Consider the following 20247-nt stretch of genomic DNA (forward strand, 5'->3'; position numbering starts at 1 on the left):
CGTCATAAAGCTGTAACTTTATTGTCATATTATCTATTCAAAATGCAGTTAACCAAAGTGCAACACTTAAATCCAAAAAGAGTTGTAATTCAAATTGCATAAATGAGAGAGAAATAGAATGCGCTTAAATCCACGTCAAATCGCACTTGCTATAACATTAACTGGGGTAGCTGCGGCATCCACTGCACATGCAGCTCGTGATACTATTCAGATCGCTGGTTCTTCAACTGTGCTGCCATTTTCAAGTATTGCAGCGGAAGAGTTTGGTAATACGTTCCCACAGTTCAAAACTCCTGTTGTCGGTTCTGGCGGTTCTTCAGGCGGTTTGAAACAATTCTGTCAAGGTGTTGGCGACAACACGATTGATATTGCAAACTCTTCACGTCCGATGCGCAGCAACGAACTTCCAGCTTGTGCCAAAGCAGGTGTGAATAAGATTCATGAAATCAAAATTGGTTATGACGGGATTGTTTTTGCATCAAATATTAAGAAAGCAGAGTTCAAATTAAAGCCATACCATGTCTTCACTGCGATTGCAGCAGAGTTACCATCAAATGGTAAAATGGTTCCAAACCCTTATACACATTGGAATCAAATCGATAAAACACTTCCAAATGAGCCGATTACTTTGGTCATCCCTGGTTCAAACCATGGTACGCGTGAAGTGTTCCAAGAAAAAATGGTTGATGCAGGCTGTGAAGCTTACGAATACATTAAAAACCTAGACAAAGATGCACAAAAGAAAGCATGTACGACTTTCCGTCAAGGCGGACGTGTGATCGAAATCGCGGGTGATTATACTGAAACATTGGCTCGTTTAAAAACTTCTCCAAGTGCGGTAGGTGTTTTTGGTTTGAGTTTCTATGATCAAAACCGTGATAAATTACGTGTAGCAAAAGTAAACAATATCGTACCAACAGAAGCCGCGATTTTAAGTGGTAAATATCCTGTATCACGCCCTTTATTCTTCTATGTGAAAGGCGAACATTTACAATCAGTCAAAGGTTTACCGCAGTTTGTTGAATTTTTCTTAAACAAGAAGACTTCAGGTAAAGGTTCAAAACTAGAACGAGCAGGTTTAATTCCTTTGTCTGATGCTGAGCGCGCAAAAATCCTTGCCGACTTTAAAGCTGGTAAAGTATTTAAGTAATATTGGTGTTAACAGAGGCTGATGGTGAGGGGAATTTACCATCGGCCTTTTTGTCAAACTAGGTTTTTTCAAATGATTAGAATTGGAAAAACGGTGGAGATCGCATGAATCTGCTACTCATAGGTGTGTTATTAGCCCTTATGGCAATTGCATATCAAATCGGGCTGAGCAAAAGCCGTAACCTAGCAGGTAAAGGAAATAACTCAGTCACACTACATTCACGCCCTGGTTATTATGGCGCGTTGGTTGCTTTGTGGTGTGGTATTCCTGCTTTTTTAATTTTGATCACGTGGAACTTGATTGAACCGAGTATTTTACAACATATCATTCTCAATCATATTCCTGCATCTGTGAGTGCTTCTTTAGATCCTGCTAGTCAGGATGTATTGATTCGTCGTGTTCAGGCAATTGCATCAGGTTTTGGTGTGACTGGCGAGCCTGTTGCTTATGAAGTTGCAGCAGCACAGCAACTGGCTAGATTTGAAGCGATCGGGACCTTTGCAAAAATAGCGGTGGTCATTAGTGTCGCGCTGGGTGGTTTGATTTGGGCCAAAAAACATATAAGTGAACAGTATCGCGCGCGTAATCAAGTAGAGCGTGCGATTAATGTGGCGTTGATCTTATGTTCGGGTGTTGCCATCCTCACCACCATCGGTATCGTGATGTCGATGTTTGGAGAAGCACTCAACTTCTTTAAATTCGTAAGCCCTTTCGATTTCTTCTTCGGTACTGTATGGCAGCCTGGATTTAGCCAAGTTGGTCAAGTATCAGGCAGTTACGGACTATTACCATTATTGTGGGGTACATTAATGGTGAGTGCAATTGCACTCTTAGTTGCAGTACCCGTTGGCTTAATGATCGCGATTTATCTCGCCGAATATGCTTCTCCACGCTTACGTTCTTGGGCAAAACCAACCATTGAAGTTTTAGCGGGTATTCCGACCATTGTGTACGGTGTATTTGCGATGATGATTATTGGTCCATTTATTAAGCTGGCAGGCGCAAGCGTCGGGCTTGATATTAATGCCACCAGCGCATTGACTGCTGGTTTGGTGATGGGGATCATGATTATCCCGTTTGTGTCCTCTTTATCAGATGACATTATTACCCAAGTACCTCGTACGCTACGTGATGGTTCATTAGGTTTGGGAGCGACCAAATCAGAAACGATTCGTCGCGTGATTATTCCTGCTGCTTTGCCGGGTATTATCGGCGCATTCCTATTAGCAGCTTCTCGTGCGATTGGGGAAACCATGATTGTGGTACTTGCTGCAGGGAATAGCCCAGTTTTACATGCGAATCCATTTGAAGCGGTTTCTACGGTCACGATGACCATTGTTACTCAGTTAACAGGTGACTCAGATTTTTCTAGTCCGCAAGCTTTAGTGGCTTTTGCATTAGGCTTAACGTTGTTTGTTATTACTTTAGGTTTAAACATTGTCGCATTGTACATTGTGCGTAAATATCGTGAGCAATACGAATGAGTTCATCAAATACATCTTCTCCTGTGGATCAAAATGTATTTGATCCGCAAACGGCGCAAGAGTTACGTGCACAACGTAAAGAAAGAATCGAAAAGTCGCTTGGCAAACGCCATCGTAAAGAAAAGGCATTTCGCTTCTTTGGATTTTCTGCTGTTGTGCTTGGTTTGGCCTTTGTCGCGCTGTTATTTACGAGTATTTTAGCAAAGGGTTTACCTGCATTTTGGCAAGCCAGCATGACAGTGCCTGTTTATTTTGATCCAGCCATCATTGATGTTGGACCAAAACCAAAACAGCTTGCGGGCGAAGCTCCTGTTGACTATCAAGAGCGCTATGTTGCTTGGCAAACTGAAATGGGAATGGTTGATTGGGATGCATTGATTATCAATGGTCTGGTCGCAAAAGATCCGTCTTTAGCAGATAAACAAGATGATTTGAGCAGATTGTATACCAGCTCTGAGTCGTATCGTTTACGTGATATGGTTTTTGCAAATCCATCTTTGATCGGTAAAAAACAGGAAATCGAATTTCTTGCTGATGCCAATATTGATGTCTGGTTGGCAGGTAATATCGATCGATCTTTGCCAGATGAGCAGCAACAATTGAGCCCAGAAGTTCGTCAGATTGCAGATGAACTTAAAGAAAAAGGGATCATTGCTAGTACGTTTAACTTCAACTTATTTACCAATCCTGATTCTCGTAGCTCTTTGGCATCAAGTGGTTTAGCTGGTGCTTTCATGGGCTCGCTGTTTATGATGTTGATTGTGATCTTTATCTCGATTCCAATCGGTGTTGCGAGTGCGATTTATCTGGAAGAGTTTGCTAAACAAAACTGGTTGACGGATATTATTGAAGTCAATATTAATAACTTGGCTGCTGTACCTTCAATTGTTTTTGGTTTATTGGGTGCTTCGATTTTTATCGGTTGGTTCCATTTACCGATTTCAGCACCTTTGGTCGGTGGTTTAGTTCTGAGTTTGATGACATTGCCTACTGTGATTATTACCACACGTGCATCATTAAAAGCAGTGCCACCTTCGATCCGCCAAGCAGCTTTAGGGCTGGGCGCATCTAAAGTTCAAACTGTATTTCACCATGTTTTACCATTAGCTTTACCGGGTATTTTAACAGGTGCAATTATTGGAGTTGCTCAAGCATTAGGCGAAACAGCACCGCTCTTGCTTATTGGTATGAGTGCTTTCGTGGCAAGTGTACCTGCTTCGCCATTAGATCAATCTACGGCATTACCAGTACAAATTTTCTTATGGCAAGGTAATGAGTTGCGTAATTTCTTTGAAGGGCGAACTGCGGCAGCAATTATTGTATTGCTTGCATTAATGATCGGTTTAAACAGCCTTGCAATTTGGTTACGTAAGAAATTTGAAGTACGTTGGTAATCGGAGATAACATGATGAATACTATAGATACCACGAACTCCTTAGAAAAGGATAAATCAGTGAACCCACAGCAAACTCAATTTACATCGTCTGAACAACCTGCACAGCAAGGTACCGCTTTCGTCGCACAATTTGAAACATCGGCCCATACGAAAAAATTGCAGCATGGTGATGTGAAGATCAGTACGCAAGATGTTCATGTTTATTATGGTGAAACTGAAGCGATCAAAGGCATTAATCTTGATATTTACCAAAATGAAGTGATTGCATTTATTGGACCGTCAGGTTGTGGTAAATCAACTTTTCTACGTACCTTGAACCGTATGAACGATACGATTGATATCTGTCGTGTAACCGGTAAAGTCACTTTAGATGAACAAGATATTTACGATCCTAATCTTGATGTTGTGTTGTTACGTGCACAGGTAGGTATGGTGTTCCAAAAGCCGAATCCATTTCCAAAGTCGATTTTTGAAAATGTCGCTTATGGACCAAAATTACATGGGCTTGCACGCAATAAATATGATTTAGAAGAAATTGTAGAAAATAGCTTGCGTAAAGCAGGGCTATGGGACGAAGTGAAAGATCGTTTAGCCCAACCGGGGACTGGTTTGTCAGGTGGTCAGCAACAACGTTTGTGTATCGCACGTACGATTGCAGTCAGTCCAGAAGTGATTCTGATGGATGAACCATGTTCTGCGCTTGATCCGATTGCAACAGCAAAAATCGAAGAACTTATTTCCGAGCTTTCAGAGCAATATACCATTGCAATCGTAACGCACTCAATGCAACAAGCGGCGCGTGTTTCTGATCGTACAGCTTATTTCCATTTAGGTGATTTAATTGAAGTGAATTCGACTGAAAAAGTCTTTACTCAACCTGATCATCAGCTTACTGAAGCCTATATCACGGGTCGTTTCGGTTAATTATTTTCCGCACGAACGCTCTAAAAAAACACCCTTCATGTCGGACCAAGCGTCTGGCCGGTTGGGTGTTTTTTTTGTTATATTGATGAAAATGAATCTATTTTGCAAAATCGCTATTGAATTTTTATTGAACAGACCACATCTTAGAGCAATAAAGCCGAACTAAAGAGCACTTATTTTATGTTATTCCATTTACCTAAATTTCCTGCTGAAATTCGTATCAGTCATTTAAATGCGCGTGTAAATGAACAAAGAAAAAAGATTACGCAAACCACCGCATCTCGTTTGGAATTATTACAGCTTGTTCAACAACTCGCTAAAGAAGCAAAAGTTCGTAAAAAGAATGATCGAAAAATTTATGTCCTCGATTTTAAAGGAGACATCCAAGCTTCGGCAGTAGATTCGATTCGTGAAGAAATTACCTTGATATTGGCCACAGCCAAAGCGGGTCAGGATCGTGTCGTAGTACGTTTGGAGAGTCCAGGTGGTATGGTGCATGGCTATGGCTTGGCAGCTGCACAGTTGGTACGGTTACGTGATGCTGGCTTTCATGTCACCATCTGTGTCGATAAAGTCGCTGCAAGCGGTGGCTATATGATGGCATGTATTGCCAATGAAATTATCTCAGCACCATTTGCGGTGGTGGGTTCAATTGGCGTGGTCGCGCAGGTACCAAATTTCAATCGTTTACTAAAACATAATAATGTTGATTTTGAATTGTATACGGCTGGGCAGTACAAACGTACTGTAACCATGTTTGGAGAAAATACAGCGGAAGGCAAAGCCAAGTTTGAAGAAGAGTTACAGCAAACGCATGTCTTATTTAAACACTTTATTGAAAAATATCGTCCACAACTCGATGTTGAAAAAGTTGCGACAGGCGAACATTGGTATGGTGAAGATGCGCGTGAATTAAACTTGGTCGACAAGTTACAGACTTCTGATGAATATTTGCTTGGCTTACTTTCACAGCACGATGTCTATGTGATCAATACGCGTAAACGTCCAACTTTGGGTGAAAAACTCGGTCTGCAAGCTGCGCAAATGGCTGAGAGTTTGATTCCGACGGTAATGAATAAAATTACTGATAGTTTAGTTAAAGCGAACAGTACATTGGTTCAAATGCGTGATCCTAAATTCTAATTAAATTTACAATCAATTTTTTCATAGAGCCTTAGAAGAAACCAGTCCATGTGACTGGTTTCTTTATTTTTTGGTGGTTATTTTTTATCATTTCTGACAGGAGTTTTGAACAAATGGTTAGTTAAATAAAATTGACAAAACTTCTGTCGGCAAAGATTGTCCTTATCGTGATCATTTGATATTTTAATTGCTAGATTAATAACTTAATTATTCATTAATCGACAAGTGTTTAAAAATATAATTGATCAGTGAGTATAATAATGACAAAGGTTGTCGTTTCTTCAAAAAAAAATTTAATGACTTTACAAGATGCGCAAATGCAAGATGTGATTCTTAATCAACCTTCTATTGTTCAGATTGGTGTAACTCAAGCAGATATTAAATCCATGATGAAACAAGGTGATGACCTTGTCATTACACTCAACAGTGGAGAAAAAATTGTTATCAGTGGTTTTTATAATGATGTAAATGTCACTGAACATACCTTAGCACTCGTCAAAGAGGACGGTACTTATGAGGTTGCTCAATTTGATGATTCTGGAAAATTTATTCGTTATGTCCCAACAACGCAGTTAACTCAATTTGCATATACGGAAGTCCCTGCACAAACGCCCATGGGACAGGATGGAATAGATGATAGTGGGATCAGCAAATCACAATTGATGAAAGCGGGTCTGGTGGCACTGGCCGCGGAAGGGGTTTATTTATGGGCAGTGAAAGATGACGATGACAAAGATAAAAATAAAGATAATAAATCGCCAGATACTACTCCCCCAGCTACACCAACCGCAACGTTATCTAGTGACACCCAAACCATCACAGGAAAAACCGAAGCAAAAGCGAAAATTCTGATTCGTGATCTGACTGGCAAAGTGATCGCTACGGGTCAGGCCGATGATCAAGGGAATTATACCATTAAGCTCGATCAACCTTTGGTCGATGGCAATAAGGTTAGCGTCGTTGCAGTAGATCGAGCGGGAAATGTTTCACAAGGTGTGATTGTCACGGGAAGCAAAGATACAATTGCTCCAGATGCACCAACTGCACAATTAAATGCAGATGGAACGATTGTGACTGGAAAAACCGAAGCGAATGCAAAAGTGTCTATTTTTGATGCGGATGGAAATCTTTTAGGTACGGTCAAAGCCAATAAAGAGGGTTTATATTCGATTCAAGTTTCGCCGCCATTAACCAGTGACAAAGGAGGTACCGTCATTGCTGAGGATGCGGCTGGTAATAAGTCGGAACCTTCCAAGGTGGTTGCGGGCAAAGATACGGTTGCACCTGAGCAACCTTTGATCGAGGTGAATAAAGAAGGTACTTCTATCCATGGAAAAGCTGAGGCTAATGCCAAGGTCATTATTAAAGATGCGGCTGGGAATGTGATTGGTAGTGGTACGGTTGATGCACAAGGTAAATTTGAGGTGAATATTTCTCCTGCACTAGCTTCAGGTGAAAAAGGTTCAATTATTATTGAAGATGCGGCAGGAAACCAATCTAAGCCTGTGGAAATTAGTGCAGGAAAAGACACAATTGCACCCGATAAAGCCTCAGTACAAATCACCGCTGATGGAGACTCGATTTCAGGCACAGCGGAAGCCAATGCCAAAATTGAGATTAGAAATGCGGAGGGAAAAATTATCGGTACGGGCACAGTTGGAGCTGATGGGAAATTCACTATTGCTGTATCACCAGCTTTAACTGATAAAAATAACGGTAAGGTTTACGTGATTGATGCAGCAGGAAATCGTTCGGTTGAGGCAAATGTTGTGGGAAATAAAGATACCATTGCGCCAAATAAGCCAATCTTAGATAAGGTCATGGATGATGTTGGTGCCGTAAAAGGTGCAGTCGCAGCAGGTGGCAGTACCGATGATGCCAAACCTGTTTTATCTGGAAGAGGCGAAGCAAAAGCTGTTTTAACCATTTATGATAATGGTCAACCAATTGGAACTGTTACTGTCGGAAATGATGGAAAATGGAGTTTCGAAATCAGCCAAGATCTTGCTTTAGGGGCACATAAGATCACCCTCACGCAAACGGATGCCGCAGGTAATACCAGTGAAGTGAGTGATTCATTTAATTTTACTGTGGTTGCACCGATGACAACCAATACCGTTGCATACAGTGAAAATTTTGAATCAGACCTAATAGAGATGTCTTTGATAGAACCCATTGATTTAGCGGCTTTGGAAAGCGATTCGATCGTAACTTTTGATGAACCGCCAGAGCTTGAAAACATGCTAATAGATGATTTACTGCTCTCATCAGATTCTTCTGATCACCAAGTTGATGATGTACTCAATCAGTTTGTAGGGACAGAATCAACTGCTGCCGTCACAACCCAAGCGGCATACTCAACACATGTTGAATATGCACAAGTAATGAAATCTGATCCTTTTGAACAGTTAGAAGTAGTGCAACATTCAATCGTTTATTAATAGGCGAAATCGTGTCAATTTAAACTCTTATTTTCGAATAGGAGTTTTTTCTTTATAGAGTTGAATTATTCCGATGAGAATCGCACCTATCGTTGCCAAGAACATGTCTTTGTGTGCATCCCACATATCACCTTGTTGACCATTATAGTTTTCAGCATCTTCAGGAGATAAACCCAACGAAAGTCCCCATTCCAGTAGCTCATAAAGCATACTCGAAGCCATGACAAATTGAATGACCAATAGGAACAGTGTAAAAGGCTTTGCAGTTGGGAACCACACTTGAAAGCAACGATAGAAAAAAGGGTAGAGTAATACCCCATAGGCAAAATGCACTAGTCGATCATACATATTGCGTGACCAACCCATGGTTTGATTTAAGTCGAAATTAAATAATTTTAAGATCCATTCATTATAAGGAACATAGGAATAGAGGTAATGTGCCGCAACGATATGAATGAAAAGAAAAAGTAGATATAAACAAAAACTGACAAAGCTGATGCCGATCCTTTTTATGCTTAGGATCAGTACGATCAGCATCAAAACCGTACCTGCCTGATGGAGCAGGTATGATTCAAATTCGAGTGGATCAATACTGGCAACGACTACAGCCAGTATAAGCATAGCAAGTGCAATGTAGTGCTTCAAACATAGATGTTTTTCGATCATGCGATTTCCAAAAATAAGCCAAGCACATCTGTTTTTCTTTACTCAGCAGAACCTAAAGTAATCTGTTGCTTTGGGGATGATACTCCGCCAAGTGCCTGACAAGCTTGTTTATAAAGTTGATATTTTTGTTCTACAACCTCATCCAAAGGAATGTTAAAAAGATCTTCACCATTTTTATATTGGTCTATGTAAGTTGACACTTTTTCTTTATTTACTGCAAGGGTTTGTTGATGAAAGTTGGTGATGGATGAGGTGGCGAGTTGGCTCGTTTCAATATTATTACATTGAAAATTTTGCAAAATTTTTTCGGCACGTTTTATTTCATTCGATTGTCCAAAGACACAACCAGTTAAGCTTAAAGTGACAATAGACAAGAAAAAAAGCTTCATGAGAGATAAGGTGAAATTTAAGAGTTGGCATTATTGTATAAAATATTGATTTTATATATTAATTATTTATGTCTAACATAATAAAATTTAATCTTTTTTTGCTGTGTATATCTAATTGAACAAAAATTAAATAGGTTGGATTTAAAAATGGAACTATTCTTCTAAAATGACTGTGTATCAAGCATAAAAAATATTCAATTGATTGATAAAAAATGATTTTTAGCGGTATGCTAAAGAGGGTCATCATTACACATCTTGTTATGCATATTAAGCACATTCTCTTATTCTATTTTTTGATGATTCTCTCTGTTGGAACTTATGCGAATGACTATGATTTTTTTGCAGAGATAAACGATGATGCTGAACACATGTTTGATTCAGCCTATCCACAGAGGCAGGCTGATTACTCCGTTTTGCATAATCAATTTTTTCAAGATGAACGTTGGCGTGTATATAACTACACCGCATACCAAACCAATCAGTTTAATCAAAAAATGTTAACAGGCGATACCACAAACTTGTCTTTGGACGATTTCTCAATTTCACTGGGCTATGGCATCGTTTATCAACTCAATCAAAGCAATCGCATCGGTTATGAATATCTATCCAGTTTCCCTTATGATCGTGGACAATTGATTCGGTTCTTTTGGCTAAGTATTTTTTAGCTTATTTTTTGATATAAAGCTGCTCGAACCAGACCTGCTTTGGTTTCTTTAACTTTTTGCCATGTAGCTGGAAGTTTGAGTTGAGATAAATCTCGATCAGCTTCGACGTAAATATAAGCTTTTTCTACGATCAATGGATCAGTCAATTCAGCCAGTTCTTGCCATAGATCAAGACGATAAGGTGGATCGAGAAAGACCACATCAAATGATGAAGTGCTTAATTTCTTTAAAGCCTGTTGTGCTGTTGATACGAGCAATTTGCAGTTTTGGGCTTTTAACAGTTGAATGTTTTCTTTTAAAAAACCTGCTTGAGTTGCATTCGGTTCGATCATCACGACCTGAGCAGCACCACGTGATAGGGCTTCAAAAGCAAGTGCACCTGATCCAGTACATAGATCTAAAACCTGTGTATTTTGAATATCCCACATCAGCCAGTTAAATAAAGTCTCACGAACCCGATCAGGTGTAGGTCGTAAACCTTCAATATTGGCAAATGGGAGTGTTCGACGTTTCCACTCTCCACCAATAATACGCAATTGATTTTTCATTATTCAGTTGCTCCTTCACTTGCTTGAGCAGGAGTTGTTGTCGCTGTGCTATTAGTTACGATTGGAGGATTATTGGTCGGTGCTGCATCTGTCGCTACCGTTGTATTTTGTTGGGTGCTTTCGATCGTTCCGTTACCACTTGGTAACTCACCCGGTTTAATACCAGCAGTCATGAGACCACCGCTAACTTGATGGTTGGCTGGACGCAATGGATCAGTTTTACGCTTTACCAGCCAATAATCAAAAATCGGACGAGCAATTTGTGTGGCTGCACCGCCACTTCGACCGTTTTCCCAAACCACTGCAATGGCAATTTCAGGATTTTCGGCAGGCGCAAAACCAACGAATAGACCATGATCGCGCTGACGTTCAGAAAGTGCCGCTTCATTATAACGCTTGCCTTGCGCAATACTTTTAACTTGGGCTGTCCCTGTTTTACCAGCAATGGAATATTGTAGACCACTTTTGATGCCTCGACCTGTACCTGATTGAATGACATCGACCATTGCCTCACGCATTTTGATCCAATCATCGAGTGTGCCATTAAATTTAATTTGTCCGTCTGGGGCATTGTGGACATCAAATTTTTTGGTACCTTTGGTTTCACGTAATACATGAGGGGTTACGTGAGCACCTTGATTTGCTGTAATCGCAGTTGCCATTGCTAACTGTAAAGGTGTTGAGGTAAAAGCACCTTGTCCAATACTCACGGAAATCGTTTCACCTTTTAACCATTTTGCATTTCGGGTGCGCATTTTCCATGCAGGACTAGGGTATAAGCCTGTACTTTCACTCGGCAAATCAATTCCTGTTTTTTCGCCAAAACCGAATTGGCGCATCCAGTCATTCATTTTTTCAATGCCCATGCGATAAGACAGGACATAAAAATAGGTATCGCATGAAACAATCTGTGCTTTGTGCATATTGACGAGACCATGACCACTCTTTTTGTGATCACGGAAGCGGTGACTATCTCCCGGTAGTGAGAAATAGCCCGGATCAGAAATCGCTGTATTCCAATCCACCAAGCCATAGTGAATACCACCTAAACCAAACATCGGTTTAATGGTTGACCCTGGAGGGTACACACCTTGGACAGCACGGTTAAATAGGGGTTGATCCAGATTGTCGCGCAGCTCGCCATAATCTTTGAAACTAATTCCAGTTACGAATAAGTTTGGATTGAAACTTGGACTAGACACCAACGCTAAAATTTCACCTGTACGCGGGTCCATCGCCACAATTGCACCACGACGCCCTGCGAGTTGCTCTGATGCAATGGTTTGTAAGCCATAGTCCAGTGACAAATATAAATCATTACCGCGAGTGGGATCTTTGCGGCCTAGATTGCGCAGTACATTGCCGTGAGCATCAGCTTCAACTGACTCGTAACCAGGGAAACCATGTAACAGTTCTTCATAGCTTTTTTCCACCCCAATTTTGCCAATGAGGTTAGTACCCGCATATAAGTCTTTATCAATCGCTTTGAGTTCTTTATCGTTAATACGACCTACATAGCCGATTACATGTGCAAATAACTCACCAAATGGATAATAGCGCGTCATTTGTGTTTCTATTTTTACGCCGGGAAATGCATATCTAACTTCACTAAACTTGGCAATATCTGCTTCGGTTAGATTAAGTTTGATGGTGATTCGCTCAGTCTTTCGTGCTGTTTTTACACGACTTTTAAATCGGTCAACGTCTTCTTGTGTGAGATTTAGGATTGGAACTAAGCGCTCAATGCTATCGTCAATCTCACTGACATCAGCACGACTGAGTGTGGCTGTAAATACCGGATAATTGTCTGCTAACAGAATACCATTGCGGTCATAAATATAACCACGAGCAGGCGGAAGCGGTTGCAAGCGAATTCTGTTCTTATCTGAGGCCGTTGTAAAATCATCGTAATGAACAATCTGTAAATATGCATAACGACAAATCAGTAAAAGTAAAAAAGTCGCAACCAGAAACATTGCAAACAAAATTCGACCCTTATAAATGCGCTTTTCTTGTTGCATGTTTTTTAAAAGAAAGTGCTGTTTCATAGGGTGTCGACTTAATTATACGATTGAGGGGTGGATTGGCTAAACATTTTAACGTAAGTTGCATGATCTTACTGTAGAATTTTCAACACTTCATGCAAATGATGACGCGACAGTTTTTGACTTTGCAGACATTAAAATTGTACGGTCTTGTATATTAGAAGCAAAATAATTCTGTTAAAGTCACAAACTGTTTGAAATGGAAAGACCAATATACACTCTTAGGGAAAATGGAGAAAATAATGAGAAAAATTTATCTTTTACTCGCGGTTTTAGCATCAAATGGTTTAGCGCATGCTGGAGAGAAAGCATATCTTCCCGAAGCAAAATTGACAGGGGCAAATGTTTCAACGTGGAATGTTGGGGCCGGTTTTACCAAAAAATTATTACATGCCAATCTTGAGTGGGTAAATCCTTATGGGATCGCCTATGCCAAAGCTGGTGTTTTTTTAAATGATGAAAATCCAGCAGGGGGACAAGTCGGATTTCGCTATCCGTATCATCTTACTGGCACAGATAAAAATGGTTATTACATCGGTGCGTATGCCGGCCATATAGAAAGTAAACAAATTGATGGTGAAGAAAAAGCGCGATTAGGCGCAGGTGTCGATCTTGCGTACGTGTGGCTAAATTCAGAACGCATCAGTACCTTTAGTGTGGGAATTGGAGCGGGTGAAAAACTCAAAAATGATCGTGGAAACGTGATTGAGAAAACTGAACCAACGCTGCAATTTTCATATTCGTTAAGTTTTGGTTTATAGGAGTGAACACACTGTTCATTTTTTTATAAACCATCATGTATCAATAATTCTGAGAGTCATGCATGTTTGATTACGTCAATGAATTGTGGCAGATTTTTTTAGCACGTCCAGATTTTTGGGCAGTCCTCAGTATTATACCTGTAACTGCTTTTGTGACTTGGGCACATGTGTGGATGGCTTTAAAAATGGTGTTTTACCCGATTAATTTTTGGGGATTTCACTTAGGGCCATTGCCTGTGGGGTGGCAAGGAATCGTGCCACGCAAAGCGGGGCGTATTTCAGGCATTATTACCGATAATACCCTGTCTAAATTGGGCTCATTGCGCGAGTTTTTAGAGGCAATGGATCCTGAAGACATGGCGATGATCATTGGTGAGCAAGTTGGTTTTGAGCTTGAACATCTCATTGATGAAGTCATGATTGATCGCAATGCGGTGTTATGGGAAAACTTACCTTATTCCATTAAACGCCGTATTTATGCACAAGCACATAAGCAATTACCAACCACCTTGAGAGAGCTTGTCACTGAGCTGACTCTGAATGTTGAGTCATTGGTAGATATGCGCGAAATGGTGGTCAGCCAGATGGAAGGTGATCGCCGTTTAATGGTGCGCATGTTCCTCAAGGTCGGACAAAAAGAAATTAACTTTATTTGGCATATTAGTGCACTCATCGGGATGTTCTTCGGTATCTTCCAGATGATTGTATGGTTCGTGGTGCCTTGGCATTGGACAGTGCCGTTTTGGGCTGCGATATGGGGTTTCTTGACCAACTGGATCGCAATTTGGATGGTATTCAATCCAATTCAACCCCATCCTGTTCGTTATCCGCAGTTTTTCCGTTTGACCAAAGACCGTAAATTCCCTTGGGTTGTGCCAGTCCTCAAGATTGGAACTTATAATGTTCAAGGTGCATTTATGAAGCGTCAGGAAGAAGTTTCTGATGTATTTGCGAGTGTAGTGACTGAAGATTTGATTACCTTGAAGTCAATTATGACTGAAATGATGTATGGCAGTAAGAAAGATAAAACACGCCGTATTGTTAAACGTCATATCAATGAAATCATGGAAACACCATTGGTACGCACGTCGTTGCAGTTATCTTTAGGTCCTAGGGAGTATGCTAGACTAAAGACCGACTTGATTGATCGTTCAATTGAAATTACCATGGGTCCAGTATGTGATCCAGCCTTGAATGCAAGCCGTGCGCAGAAAATCTTTCATATGTTTAGAGAGCGTATTCGTGAACTAACACCGAAAGAGTTCCAGAACTTATTACGTCCTGCATTCCAAGAAGATGAATGGATTTTAATTGTACTGGGTGGGGTAACCGGTTTCTTGGCTGGTTTAATTCACTTATTTGTTGCTTTCTTATAATTAATTTGATGTTGGTTGAGTGATAACTCTGTATGATATTGCTCAATTTAAAATTTATTGTTTTTAGATGAGGATGTTCTTTATGCGCATTATTTTACTCGGACCACCTGGGGCAGGCAAAGGTACTCAAGCTCAGTTGATCTGTAAGCGCTACAATATCCCACAAATTTCAACCGGTGATATGCTCCGTGCTGCAATTCGTGAAGGTACTGAACTTGGCTTAAAAGCGAAAAGCGTGATGGAGTCAGGTGGCTTAGTATCTGACGAGCTGATTATTGGCTTGGTTAAAGAACGTATTGCTCAGCCTGACTGTGAAAATGGTTGTATTTTTGACGGTTTCCCACGTACGATTCCACAAGCTGAAGCATTAGAATCAGCGGGTATCAGTATTGATCATGTGATTGAAATTGATGTACCAGATGAAGAGATTGTTCAGCGTCTTTCAGGTCGTCGTCAGCACCCAGCTTCTGGTCGTGTCTATCACATTGTTTACAATCCACCAAAAGTGGAAGGTAAAGATGATGAAACAGGTGAAGAGTTGGTACAGCGTCCTGATGATCAAGAAGCTACGATTCGTAAGCGTCTAACGTCTTATCACACCGAAACTGAACAATTGGTTGGTTTCTACCAAGGCCGTGCAGCTTCTGGTGAGAACGCACCAACTTACAATAAGTTAGATGGTTTACGTGCGATTGAAAATGTGCAAACAGATTTATTTGCGATCCTAGATAAATAATTTGGATTGTTGATCGGAAAAGAGCTCTGAATATAGGGCTCTTTTTATTTTGGAGAAAAAATGCTAAAAATTGTCTTGATCGCCGCTGTTATTTTAAGTTTTGCATTATTGTTATTCTTACTGTACCAAAGTCAAAAAATGCTGCGTCATGTGCAAGCGCAACAAGCTTTGGAAAATAAGAAAAATGGCAAAGAACGTCAGTTACATCCTGAATTGCAAAAGAACAAGAATAAAGAGACTCAGGATTAAGTGAGATTTTTGATTGGAATTGCTTTGGCAGCGCCAAATTCAAAACGCTCAGGCCAGTTGCATACATCAGAAACGATGCACTCATTACACTTGGGTTTACGTGCAATACAGCAATAACGTCCGTGTAAAATTAACCAATGATGCGCATCTAAAATAAATTCTTTAGGAATGACTTTAACTAAGCGATGCTCTACCTCTAAAACATTCTTGCCAACCGCTAAACCTGTACGATTCCCGACACGAAAAATATGGGTATCTACCGCCATTGCAGGTTGTCCAAAAGCCGTATTTAACACCACATTCGCTGTTTTTCGACCTACACCGGGCAAAGCTTCGAGTGCTTGGCGTGTTTCAGGCACTTGACCTTGATGTTGTTCCAGCAAAATACCACAAGTTTTGATGACATTTTCAGCTTTAGAGTTATATAAGCCAATGGTTTTTATATAGGTTTTTAAACCGTCTACACCGAGGTTGAAAATGGCTTGGGCGGTATTCGCAATCGGATAAAGTTTGTCGGTGGCTTTATTTACACTGACATCGGTGGCTTGTGCTGAAAGCATGACCGCAATCAATAACTCAAATGGTGATGAATAATTGAGTTCCGTTTCAGGGTTTGGTCGCTGTTCGCGTAAACGCTCAAAAAAAGTTTGAATTTGCTTTTTGGTCATATTTTTAACGGGCATTTAGACTTCCTGTAGCTCGTTTAAACGTTGTTGAAGTGCAATGAGCTGGGCTTGTTTTTGTTCATCTGGACGGACACTGAGTTGCTTTTCTAACTTCTTAATTTGAGTGCGAGTTTTAGCAAGTTCAATGGTTGTTTTGGCATCAAGGGTAGAGCTTTCTTTAGGTTTATCTGCCAAGGTAATCGTCGGAATATTATTTGAGGCCTGTGAAAACTGAGCAAAGAACTCAATATCAATTTCTGCACGTACGATAGGCCCTTTACGACTGATACGACGTTTTTCTTCACGTTGGATATGCACATAGTAACGATGTCTAAGATCATCTTGTTCGATATGACGTTGTTGTATCGTGGGTAAAGGTTGGGGATCTGCAACTAGATCAATACAATCGACAGGACAAGGTGGGATACACAATTCGCAGCCTGTACAAAGATTAGTCAAAATACTATGCATCAGTTTACCACTACCGATGATGGCATCAACAGGACACGCACTGATACATTTGGTACAACCGATACATTCATCTTCACGAATGATGGCTTTCATGCGTTGCGGGCGACCATCTGCTTGGATATCCCAAACACTGGGTTCAGCCGTAAGATAAGGGCGTTGTAGTAATACAGCAAGTGCATCGGCAACAGGCTGTCCTCCCGGAACACATTTATTGGCTGCTTCACCTTCCGCAATCGATTTCGCATAAGGTAAACATCCATCACGATGCCCACATAAACCGCACTGTGTTTGTGGTAAAAGTTGGTCAATTTGGACAATAAGAGAACGTTGTGCAGATGGTGACATGAAAAAGGGTGGAGCGAAAAACAGGATAGGTAGTATAGCAAATAATAGTTTAGTGCGACGAGTCATCTAGGCATTGGATTTCACTTTATGTAAAGTGCCCGTTTCAATTGGTTGACATTAAAAACATAGACTAACTTGTATGTTTATTATAGAATCGGGCAGATTTTAGTAAATATTTTATAACAAATGTTGAACAACATATTCCAAGCATTGTCGCAATTAGGCTTAACCGCCCAAAAACGCGCGATACATATTCAATTTGCCAATCAAGCGCTCAACACAGAAGTGTTCCTACAAAAAATACAAGGTCAGCATGCCATTAATCAGGGCGTAACTGCGGAACTGATTTGCCTATCAACCAATGCCACTATTCCATTAAAACAATTCATTGGTTGCCAAGTCGCCGTTGATCAAGTGACTGACACAGGCACTTTATTTAGAACCACAGGCATCATTACCGAAGCTGTGCAAGGACAGTCTGATGGAAGTTTGACCCTATATAAACTCAAACTGCAAGATGCCACCGCACTCTGGCATAAACGCCGCAACAGCCGCGTGTTTATGAATAAAACCGTACTGGATATTGTTCAAACCCTGTTTAAAGAATGGCAACAACGCAGTCCCTTATTCGCATCCAGTCTCACGCTTGATATCAGCGGCATGACACAAGACTACGACATCCGACCCTTTGTGATGCAAGCCAATGAAAGCGACTACGATTTCATTACCCGACTACTCAGAAGCGAAGGCATTAACTGGCTCATCGACGAAGCCGAACTCAACGTTGCCAACAGCAATAGCCCGATCCAAGCACAAAAACTGCGTTTAATTGACGATAACAACCAATACCAAGCCTTAAATCGCAGAACGATTCGTTATCACCGCAGCAGTGCCACCGAACAATACGACAGCATGACCAGCTTGATTGCTGAACGTAGTCTACAACCGACAGCCGTGCATATCCAACGCTGGCAAGCCGATGCCCTAGAACAAGAAGACGGTGCAGGCAGTGTCCAACGCAGCCATCAACATAGTGGACAACACGACAATGCCAGCCTAGGACTTGAAGATGCATGGCACTTCACCCCAGCATGGATGCAAGACCTCAATGGCGAAGATGGTGCAACTGCATCAGGCAACAACCAAATTGAAAAGATCAATCAAAACCTCGGTCACTACCACGATGCCCAAGCTAAACAGTTTATTGCCAATACCACAGTACGTGACACACAAGTGGGCTACTGGTTTAAACTGAACGAACACCCTGAAATTGACCAACACAGCGGATCGGACCAAGAGTTTTTGATCATCAGAAAAGATTGGTTTAATCAGAACAACTTACCGAAAGATTTAGACCAACAAATCAGCCAATTAGTTGAACAAAGCCAATGGCAGTATTCAAACAATAGTGAAGAACGTCAAGCCAACCAACTGACGCTACAACGTCGCAGCATCAAAACCGTACCCGAATACCAACCCCTACAACACCGTCCAGCAGCTCATCCGCAACGAGCCAAAGTGGTTGGGCCATCAGGTGAAGAAATCCATGTCGATGAATGGGGCAGAATCAAAGTCCGCTTCCTGTTCACTCGAAATGACGACCACCAACACGATGGTGGTGCAGGTAGTAACGACAACGATACCGATTCGGCATGGGTGGATGTACTGACGCCTTGGGCTGGTGAAGGCTACGGGGCACGATTCCACCCACGTATTGGTGAAATTGTTATTATCGACTTCTTTGATGGCAACATCGACCGACCTTATGTCACAGGACGACTGCACGAAGCACAACGTAGTCCAACAAAATTCGATAACCAAGGACAACTGCCAGATACTAAGAAACTGGCAGGGATTAAATCCAAAGAAGTCCAAGGCTCAGGTTATAACCAACTACGCTTTGACGACACCACCGGACAGATCAGCGCCCAACTGCAAAGTAGCCATGCAGCCAGCCAACTCAATCTCGGCAAACTCAGCCATCCCAAAACAGAAGCAGAAAGCGAAGACCGAGGTGAAGGCTTTGAACTACGCACTGACCAATGGGGAGCGATCCGAGCAGGCGAAGGCTTACTGATCACCACCCATGCGCAAGAACAAGCACAAGGCGAACACCTCGAAGCGCAAACAGCCAAACAACAGCTGGAAGGCAACCAAAGTAACGCCAAAGCCTTGAGTGAAGTGGCAAAGAACCAACAAACCGATGAGTTGGAATCGGTTGAGCAGTTACAGGCATTTGCAGAGCAGATTCAAGATAAAATCTCTCGTTTCGAACAAGCGATGTTATTGCTGAGTTCACCCAATGGTATTGGGCTCAGTACATCGGAGGATATTCATCTATCTGCGGATGGACAACTGAACCAATTTGCAGGGGACAGCATTAACCTGACCACCCAGAAGAACCTGATTGCCCAAGCCAGTCAAAAGATCAGTCTATTTGCAGCACAAGGCGGGATTAAACAGGTTGCAGCAAAAGGTAAGTTTGAGATCTTAGCGCAAGGTGATGCCTTGGATGTGATCGCTCGTGGTGGTATTCAAATTATCTCGACGGAGAATACGATTTACATTACCAGTCCGAAAGAGATCAATTTGATTGGGGGTAGTTCAGGTATCAAGATTAATAGCTCAGGAATCTTTCCAACCACCAGTGGAAAGTTTGAGGTCAAGGCTGGGCAGCATTTGTTTAAAAGCGGAGCATCTGTTAGTACGCCTGCGATTGATTTACCTGATTGTTCGGCGAAGCAGACTCAAGCTGCTCAAAATGGTTCAGCAAAGGTGGATTTATCGTGATTG

At 41.3% G+C, this 20247-nt stretch carries 18 protein-coding genes; 12 read left to right on the plus strand and 6 right to left on the minus strand.

Annotation, left to right across the window (positions count from 1 at the left end):
- Positions 1-118 precede the first annotated feature (118 nt).
- From F991_RS07815 to blp2, 6 genes are all read left to right on the plus strand, one after another.
- Positions 119-1150, plus strand: a complete 1032-nt coding sequence (locus tag F991_RS07815; protein WP_004670447.1) for a substrate-binding domain-containing protein — start codon at positions 119-121, stop codon at positions 1148-1150.
- Positions 1151-1254: 104 nt separating this feature from the next.
- Positions 1255-2634, plus strand: coding sequence for a phosphate ABC transporter permease subunit PstC (gene pstC / locus F991_RS07820; RefSeq protein WP_004670448.1), 1380 nt, complete (start codon positions 1255-1257; stop codon positions 2632-2634).
- Positions 2631-4028 carry a phosphate ABC transporter permease PstA gene (pstA, locus tag F991_RS07825; RefSeq protein ID WP_004670449.1) on the plus strand — a complete coding sequence of 466 codons (1398 nt, stop codon included), beginning with the start codon at positions 2631-2633 and terminating at the stop codon, positions 4026-4028. The genes pstC and pstA overlap by 4 nt, the downstream gene beginning before the upstream one ends.
- Positions 4029-4042: 14 nt before the next feature.
- On the plus strand, positions 4043-4954 hold the full coding sequence (gene pstB, locus F991_RS07830; protein ID WP_004670450.1) for a phosphate ABC transporter ATP-binding protein PstB: 912 nt from the start codon (positions 4043-4045) through the stop codon (positions 4952-4954).
- Positions 4955-5134: 180 nt separating this feature from the next.
- Complete coding sequence (gene sohB / locus F991_RS07835) at positions 5135-6097, plus strand: protease SohB (protein WP_004670451.1); 963 nt, start codon at positions 5135-5137, stop codon at positions 6095-6097.
- Between the two features lie 260 nt (positions 6098-6357).
- The gene (blp2, locus tag F991_RS07840) at positions 6358-8538 is read left to right on the plus strand and encodes an Ig-like repeat protein Blp2 (RefSeq protein ID WP_004670452.1); all 2181 of its coding nucleotides are present in this window, start codon (positions 6358-6360) and stop codon (positions 8536-8538) included.
- A gap of 27 nt (positions 8539-8565) precedes the next feature.
- On the opposite strand, the gene F991_RS07845 is transcribed toward blp2, so the two are convergent.
- Complete coding sequence (locus F991_RS07845; RefSeq protein WP_004670453.1) at positions 8566-9204, minus strand: DUF2238 domain-containing protein; 639 nt, start codon at positions 9202-9204, stop codon at positions 8566-8568.
- 38 nt (positions 9205-9242) lie between these two features.
- The gene (locus tag F991_RS07850) at positions 9243-9593 is read right to left on the minus strand and encodes a hypothetical protein (protein ID WP_004670454.1); all 351 of its coding nucleotides are present in this window, start codon (positions 9591-9593) and stop codon (positions 9243-9245) included.
- 260 nt (positions 9594-9853) lie between these two features.
- Between F991_RS07850 and F991_RS07855 the strand changes: the two genes are divergently transcribed.
- Complete coding sequence (locus tag F991_RS07855) at positions 9854-10258, plus strand: hypothetical protein (protein WP_171063425.1); 405 nt, start codon at positions 9854-9856, stop codon at positions 10256-10258.
- Here the strand turns inward: F991_RS07855 and rsmD are convergent.
- Together rsmD and mrdA are read right to left on the minus strand one after the other, a co-directional pair.
- Positions 10255-10806, minus strand: coding sequence for a 16S rRNA (guanine(966)-N(2))-methyltransferase RsmD (gene rsmD / locus F991_RS07860; RefSeq protein WP_004670456.1), 552 nt, complete (start codon positions 10804-10806; stop codon positions 10255-10257). The genes F991_RS07855 and rsmD overlap by 4 nt on opposite strands.
- The gene (gene mrdA, locus F991_RS07865; RefSeq protein ID WP_004670457.1) at positions 10806-12854 is read right to left on the minus strand and encodes a penicillin-binding protein 2; all 2049 of its coding nucleotides are present in this window, start codon (positions 12852-12854) and stop codon (positions 10806-10808) included. The genes rsmD and mrdA overlap by 1 nt, the downstream gene beginning before the upstream one ends.
- Before the next feature lie 239 nt (positions 12855-13093).
- Between mrdA and F991_RS07870 the strand changes: the two genes are divergently transcribed.
- From F991_RS07870 to F991_RS07885, 4 genes are all read left to right on the plus strand, one after another.
- Positions 13094-13612: a hypothetical protein gene (locus tag F991_RS07870; RefSeq protein WP_004670458.1), complete on the plus strand. Its 519-nt coding sequence runs from the start codon at positions 13094-13096 to the stop codon at positions 13610-13612.
- Positions 13613-13674: 62 nt separating this feature from the next.
- Positions 13675-14988, plus strand: a complete 1314-nt coding sequence (locus F991_RS07875) for a DUF445 domain-containing protein (protein WP_004670459.1) — start codon at positions 13675-13677, stop codon at positions 14986-14988.
- A gap of 82 nt (positions 14989-15070) precedes the next feature.
- Complete coding sequence (adk, locus tag F991_RS07880; protein ID WP_004670460.1) at positions 15071-15724, plus strand: adenylate kinase; 654 nt, start codon at positions 15071-15073, stop codon at positions 15722-15724.
- Positions 15725-15784: 60 nt separating this feature from the next.
- Positions 15785-15973 (plus strand): hypothetical protein, encoded by a 189-nt coding sequence (locus F991_RS07885; protein WP_004670461.1) that lies wholly within the window; start codon positions 15785-15787, stop codon positions 15971-15973.
- Here F991_RS07885 and nth read toward each other — a convergent pair.
- Positions 15970-16656, minus strand: a complete 687-nt coding sequence (nth, locus tag F991_RS07890; protein ID WP_004670462.1) for an endonuclease III — start codon at positions 16654-16656, stop codon at positions 15970-15972. The genes F991_RS07885 and nth overlap by 4 nt on opposite strands.
- On the minus strand, positions 16657-17454 hold the full coding sequence (locus F991_RS07895) for an RnfABCDGE type electron transport complex subunit B (RefSeq protein WP_034595509.1): 798 nt from the start codon (positions 17452-17454) through the stop codon (positions 16657-16659).
- A 186-nt stretch (positions 17455-17640) separates the two neighbouring features.
- On the opposite strand from F991_RS07895, the gene F991_RS07900 reads away from it, so the two are divergent.
- The gene (locus F991_RS07900; protein ID WP_004670464.1) at positions 17641-20244 is read left to right on the plus strand and encodes a type VI secretion system Vgr family protein; all 2604 of its coding nucleotides are present in this window, start codon (positions 17641-17643) and stop codon (positions 20242-20244) included.
- The last annotated feature ends 3 nt before the right edge of the window (positions 20245-20247 follow it).

Origin of the sequence: Acinetobacter sp. CIP-A165 (assembly GCF_000367985.1) — a bacterium.
Lineage (GTDB): Bacteria > Pseudomonadota > Gammaproteobacteria > Pseudomonadales > Moraxellaceae > Acinetobacter.

Coding starts and splice junctions, on each gene's coding strand:
- F991_RS07885 (WP_004670461.1), top strand. CDS start 15,785: ATGCTAAAAATTGTCTTGATCGCCGCTGTTATTTTAAGTTTTGCATTA.
- rsmD (WP_004670456.1), bottom strand. CDS start 10,806: ATGAAAAATCAATTGCGTATTATTGGTGGAGAGTGGAAACGTCGAACA.
- pstC (WP_004670448.1), top strand. CDS start 1,255: ATGAATCTGCTACTCATAGGTGTGTTATTAGCCCTTATGGCAATTGCA.
- sohB (WP_004670451.1), top strand. CDS start 5,135: ATGTTATTCCATTTACCTAAATTTCCTGCTGAAATTCGTATCAGTCAT.
- F991_RS07895 (WP_034595509.1), bottom strand. CDS start 17,454: ATGTCACCATCTGCACAACGTTCTCTTATTGTCCAAATTGACCAACTT.
- F991_RS07815 (WP_004670447.1), top strand. CDS start 119: ATGCGCTTAAATCCACGTCAAATCGCACTTGCTATAACATTAACTGGG.
- F991_RS07855 (WP_171063425.1), top strand. CDS start 9,854: ATGCATATTAAGCACATTCTCTTATTCTATTTTTTGATGATTCTCTCT.
- pstB (WP_004670450.1), top strand. CDS start 4,043: ATGAATACTATAGATACCACGAACTCCTTAGAAAAGGATAAATCAGTG.
- F991_RS07845 (WP_004670453.1), bottom strand. CDS start 9,204: ATGATCGAAAAACATCTATGTTTGAAGCACTACATTGCACTTGCTATG.
- F991_RS07850 (WP_004670454.1), bottom strand. CDS start 9,593: ATGAAGCTTTTTTTCTTGTCTATTGTCACTTTAAGCTTAACTGGTTGT.
- pstA (WP_004670449.1), top strand. CDS start 2,631: ATGAGTTCATCAAATACATCTTCTCCTGTGGATCAAAATGTATTTGAT.
- adk (WP_004670460.1), top strand. CDS start 15,071: ATGCGCATTATTTTACTCGGACCACCTGGGGCAGGCAAAGGTACTCAA.
- blp2 (WP_004670452.1), top strand. CDS start 6,358: ATGACAAAGGTTGTCGTTTCTTCAAAAAAAAATTTAATGACTTTACAA.
- F991_RS07875 (WP_004670459.1), top strand. CDS start 13,675: ATGTTTGATTACGTCAATGAATTGTGGCAGATTTTTTTAGCACGTCCA.
- F991_RS07870 (WP_004670458.1), top strand. CDS start 13,094: ATGAGAAAAATTTATCTTTTACTCGCGGTTTTAGCATCAAATGGTTTA.
- F991_RS07900 (WP_004670464.1), top strand. CDS start 17,641: ATGTTGAACAACATATTCCAAGCATTGTCGCAATTAGGCTTAACCGCC.
- mrdA (WP_004670457.1), bottom strand. CDS start 12,854: ATGAAACAGCACTTTCTTTTAAAAAACATGCAACAAGAAAAGCGCATT.
- nth (WP_004670462.1), bottom strand. CDS start 16,656: ATGCCCGTTAAAAATATGACCAAAAAGCAAATTCAAACTTTTTTTGAG.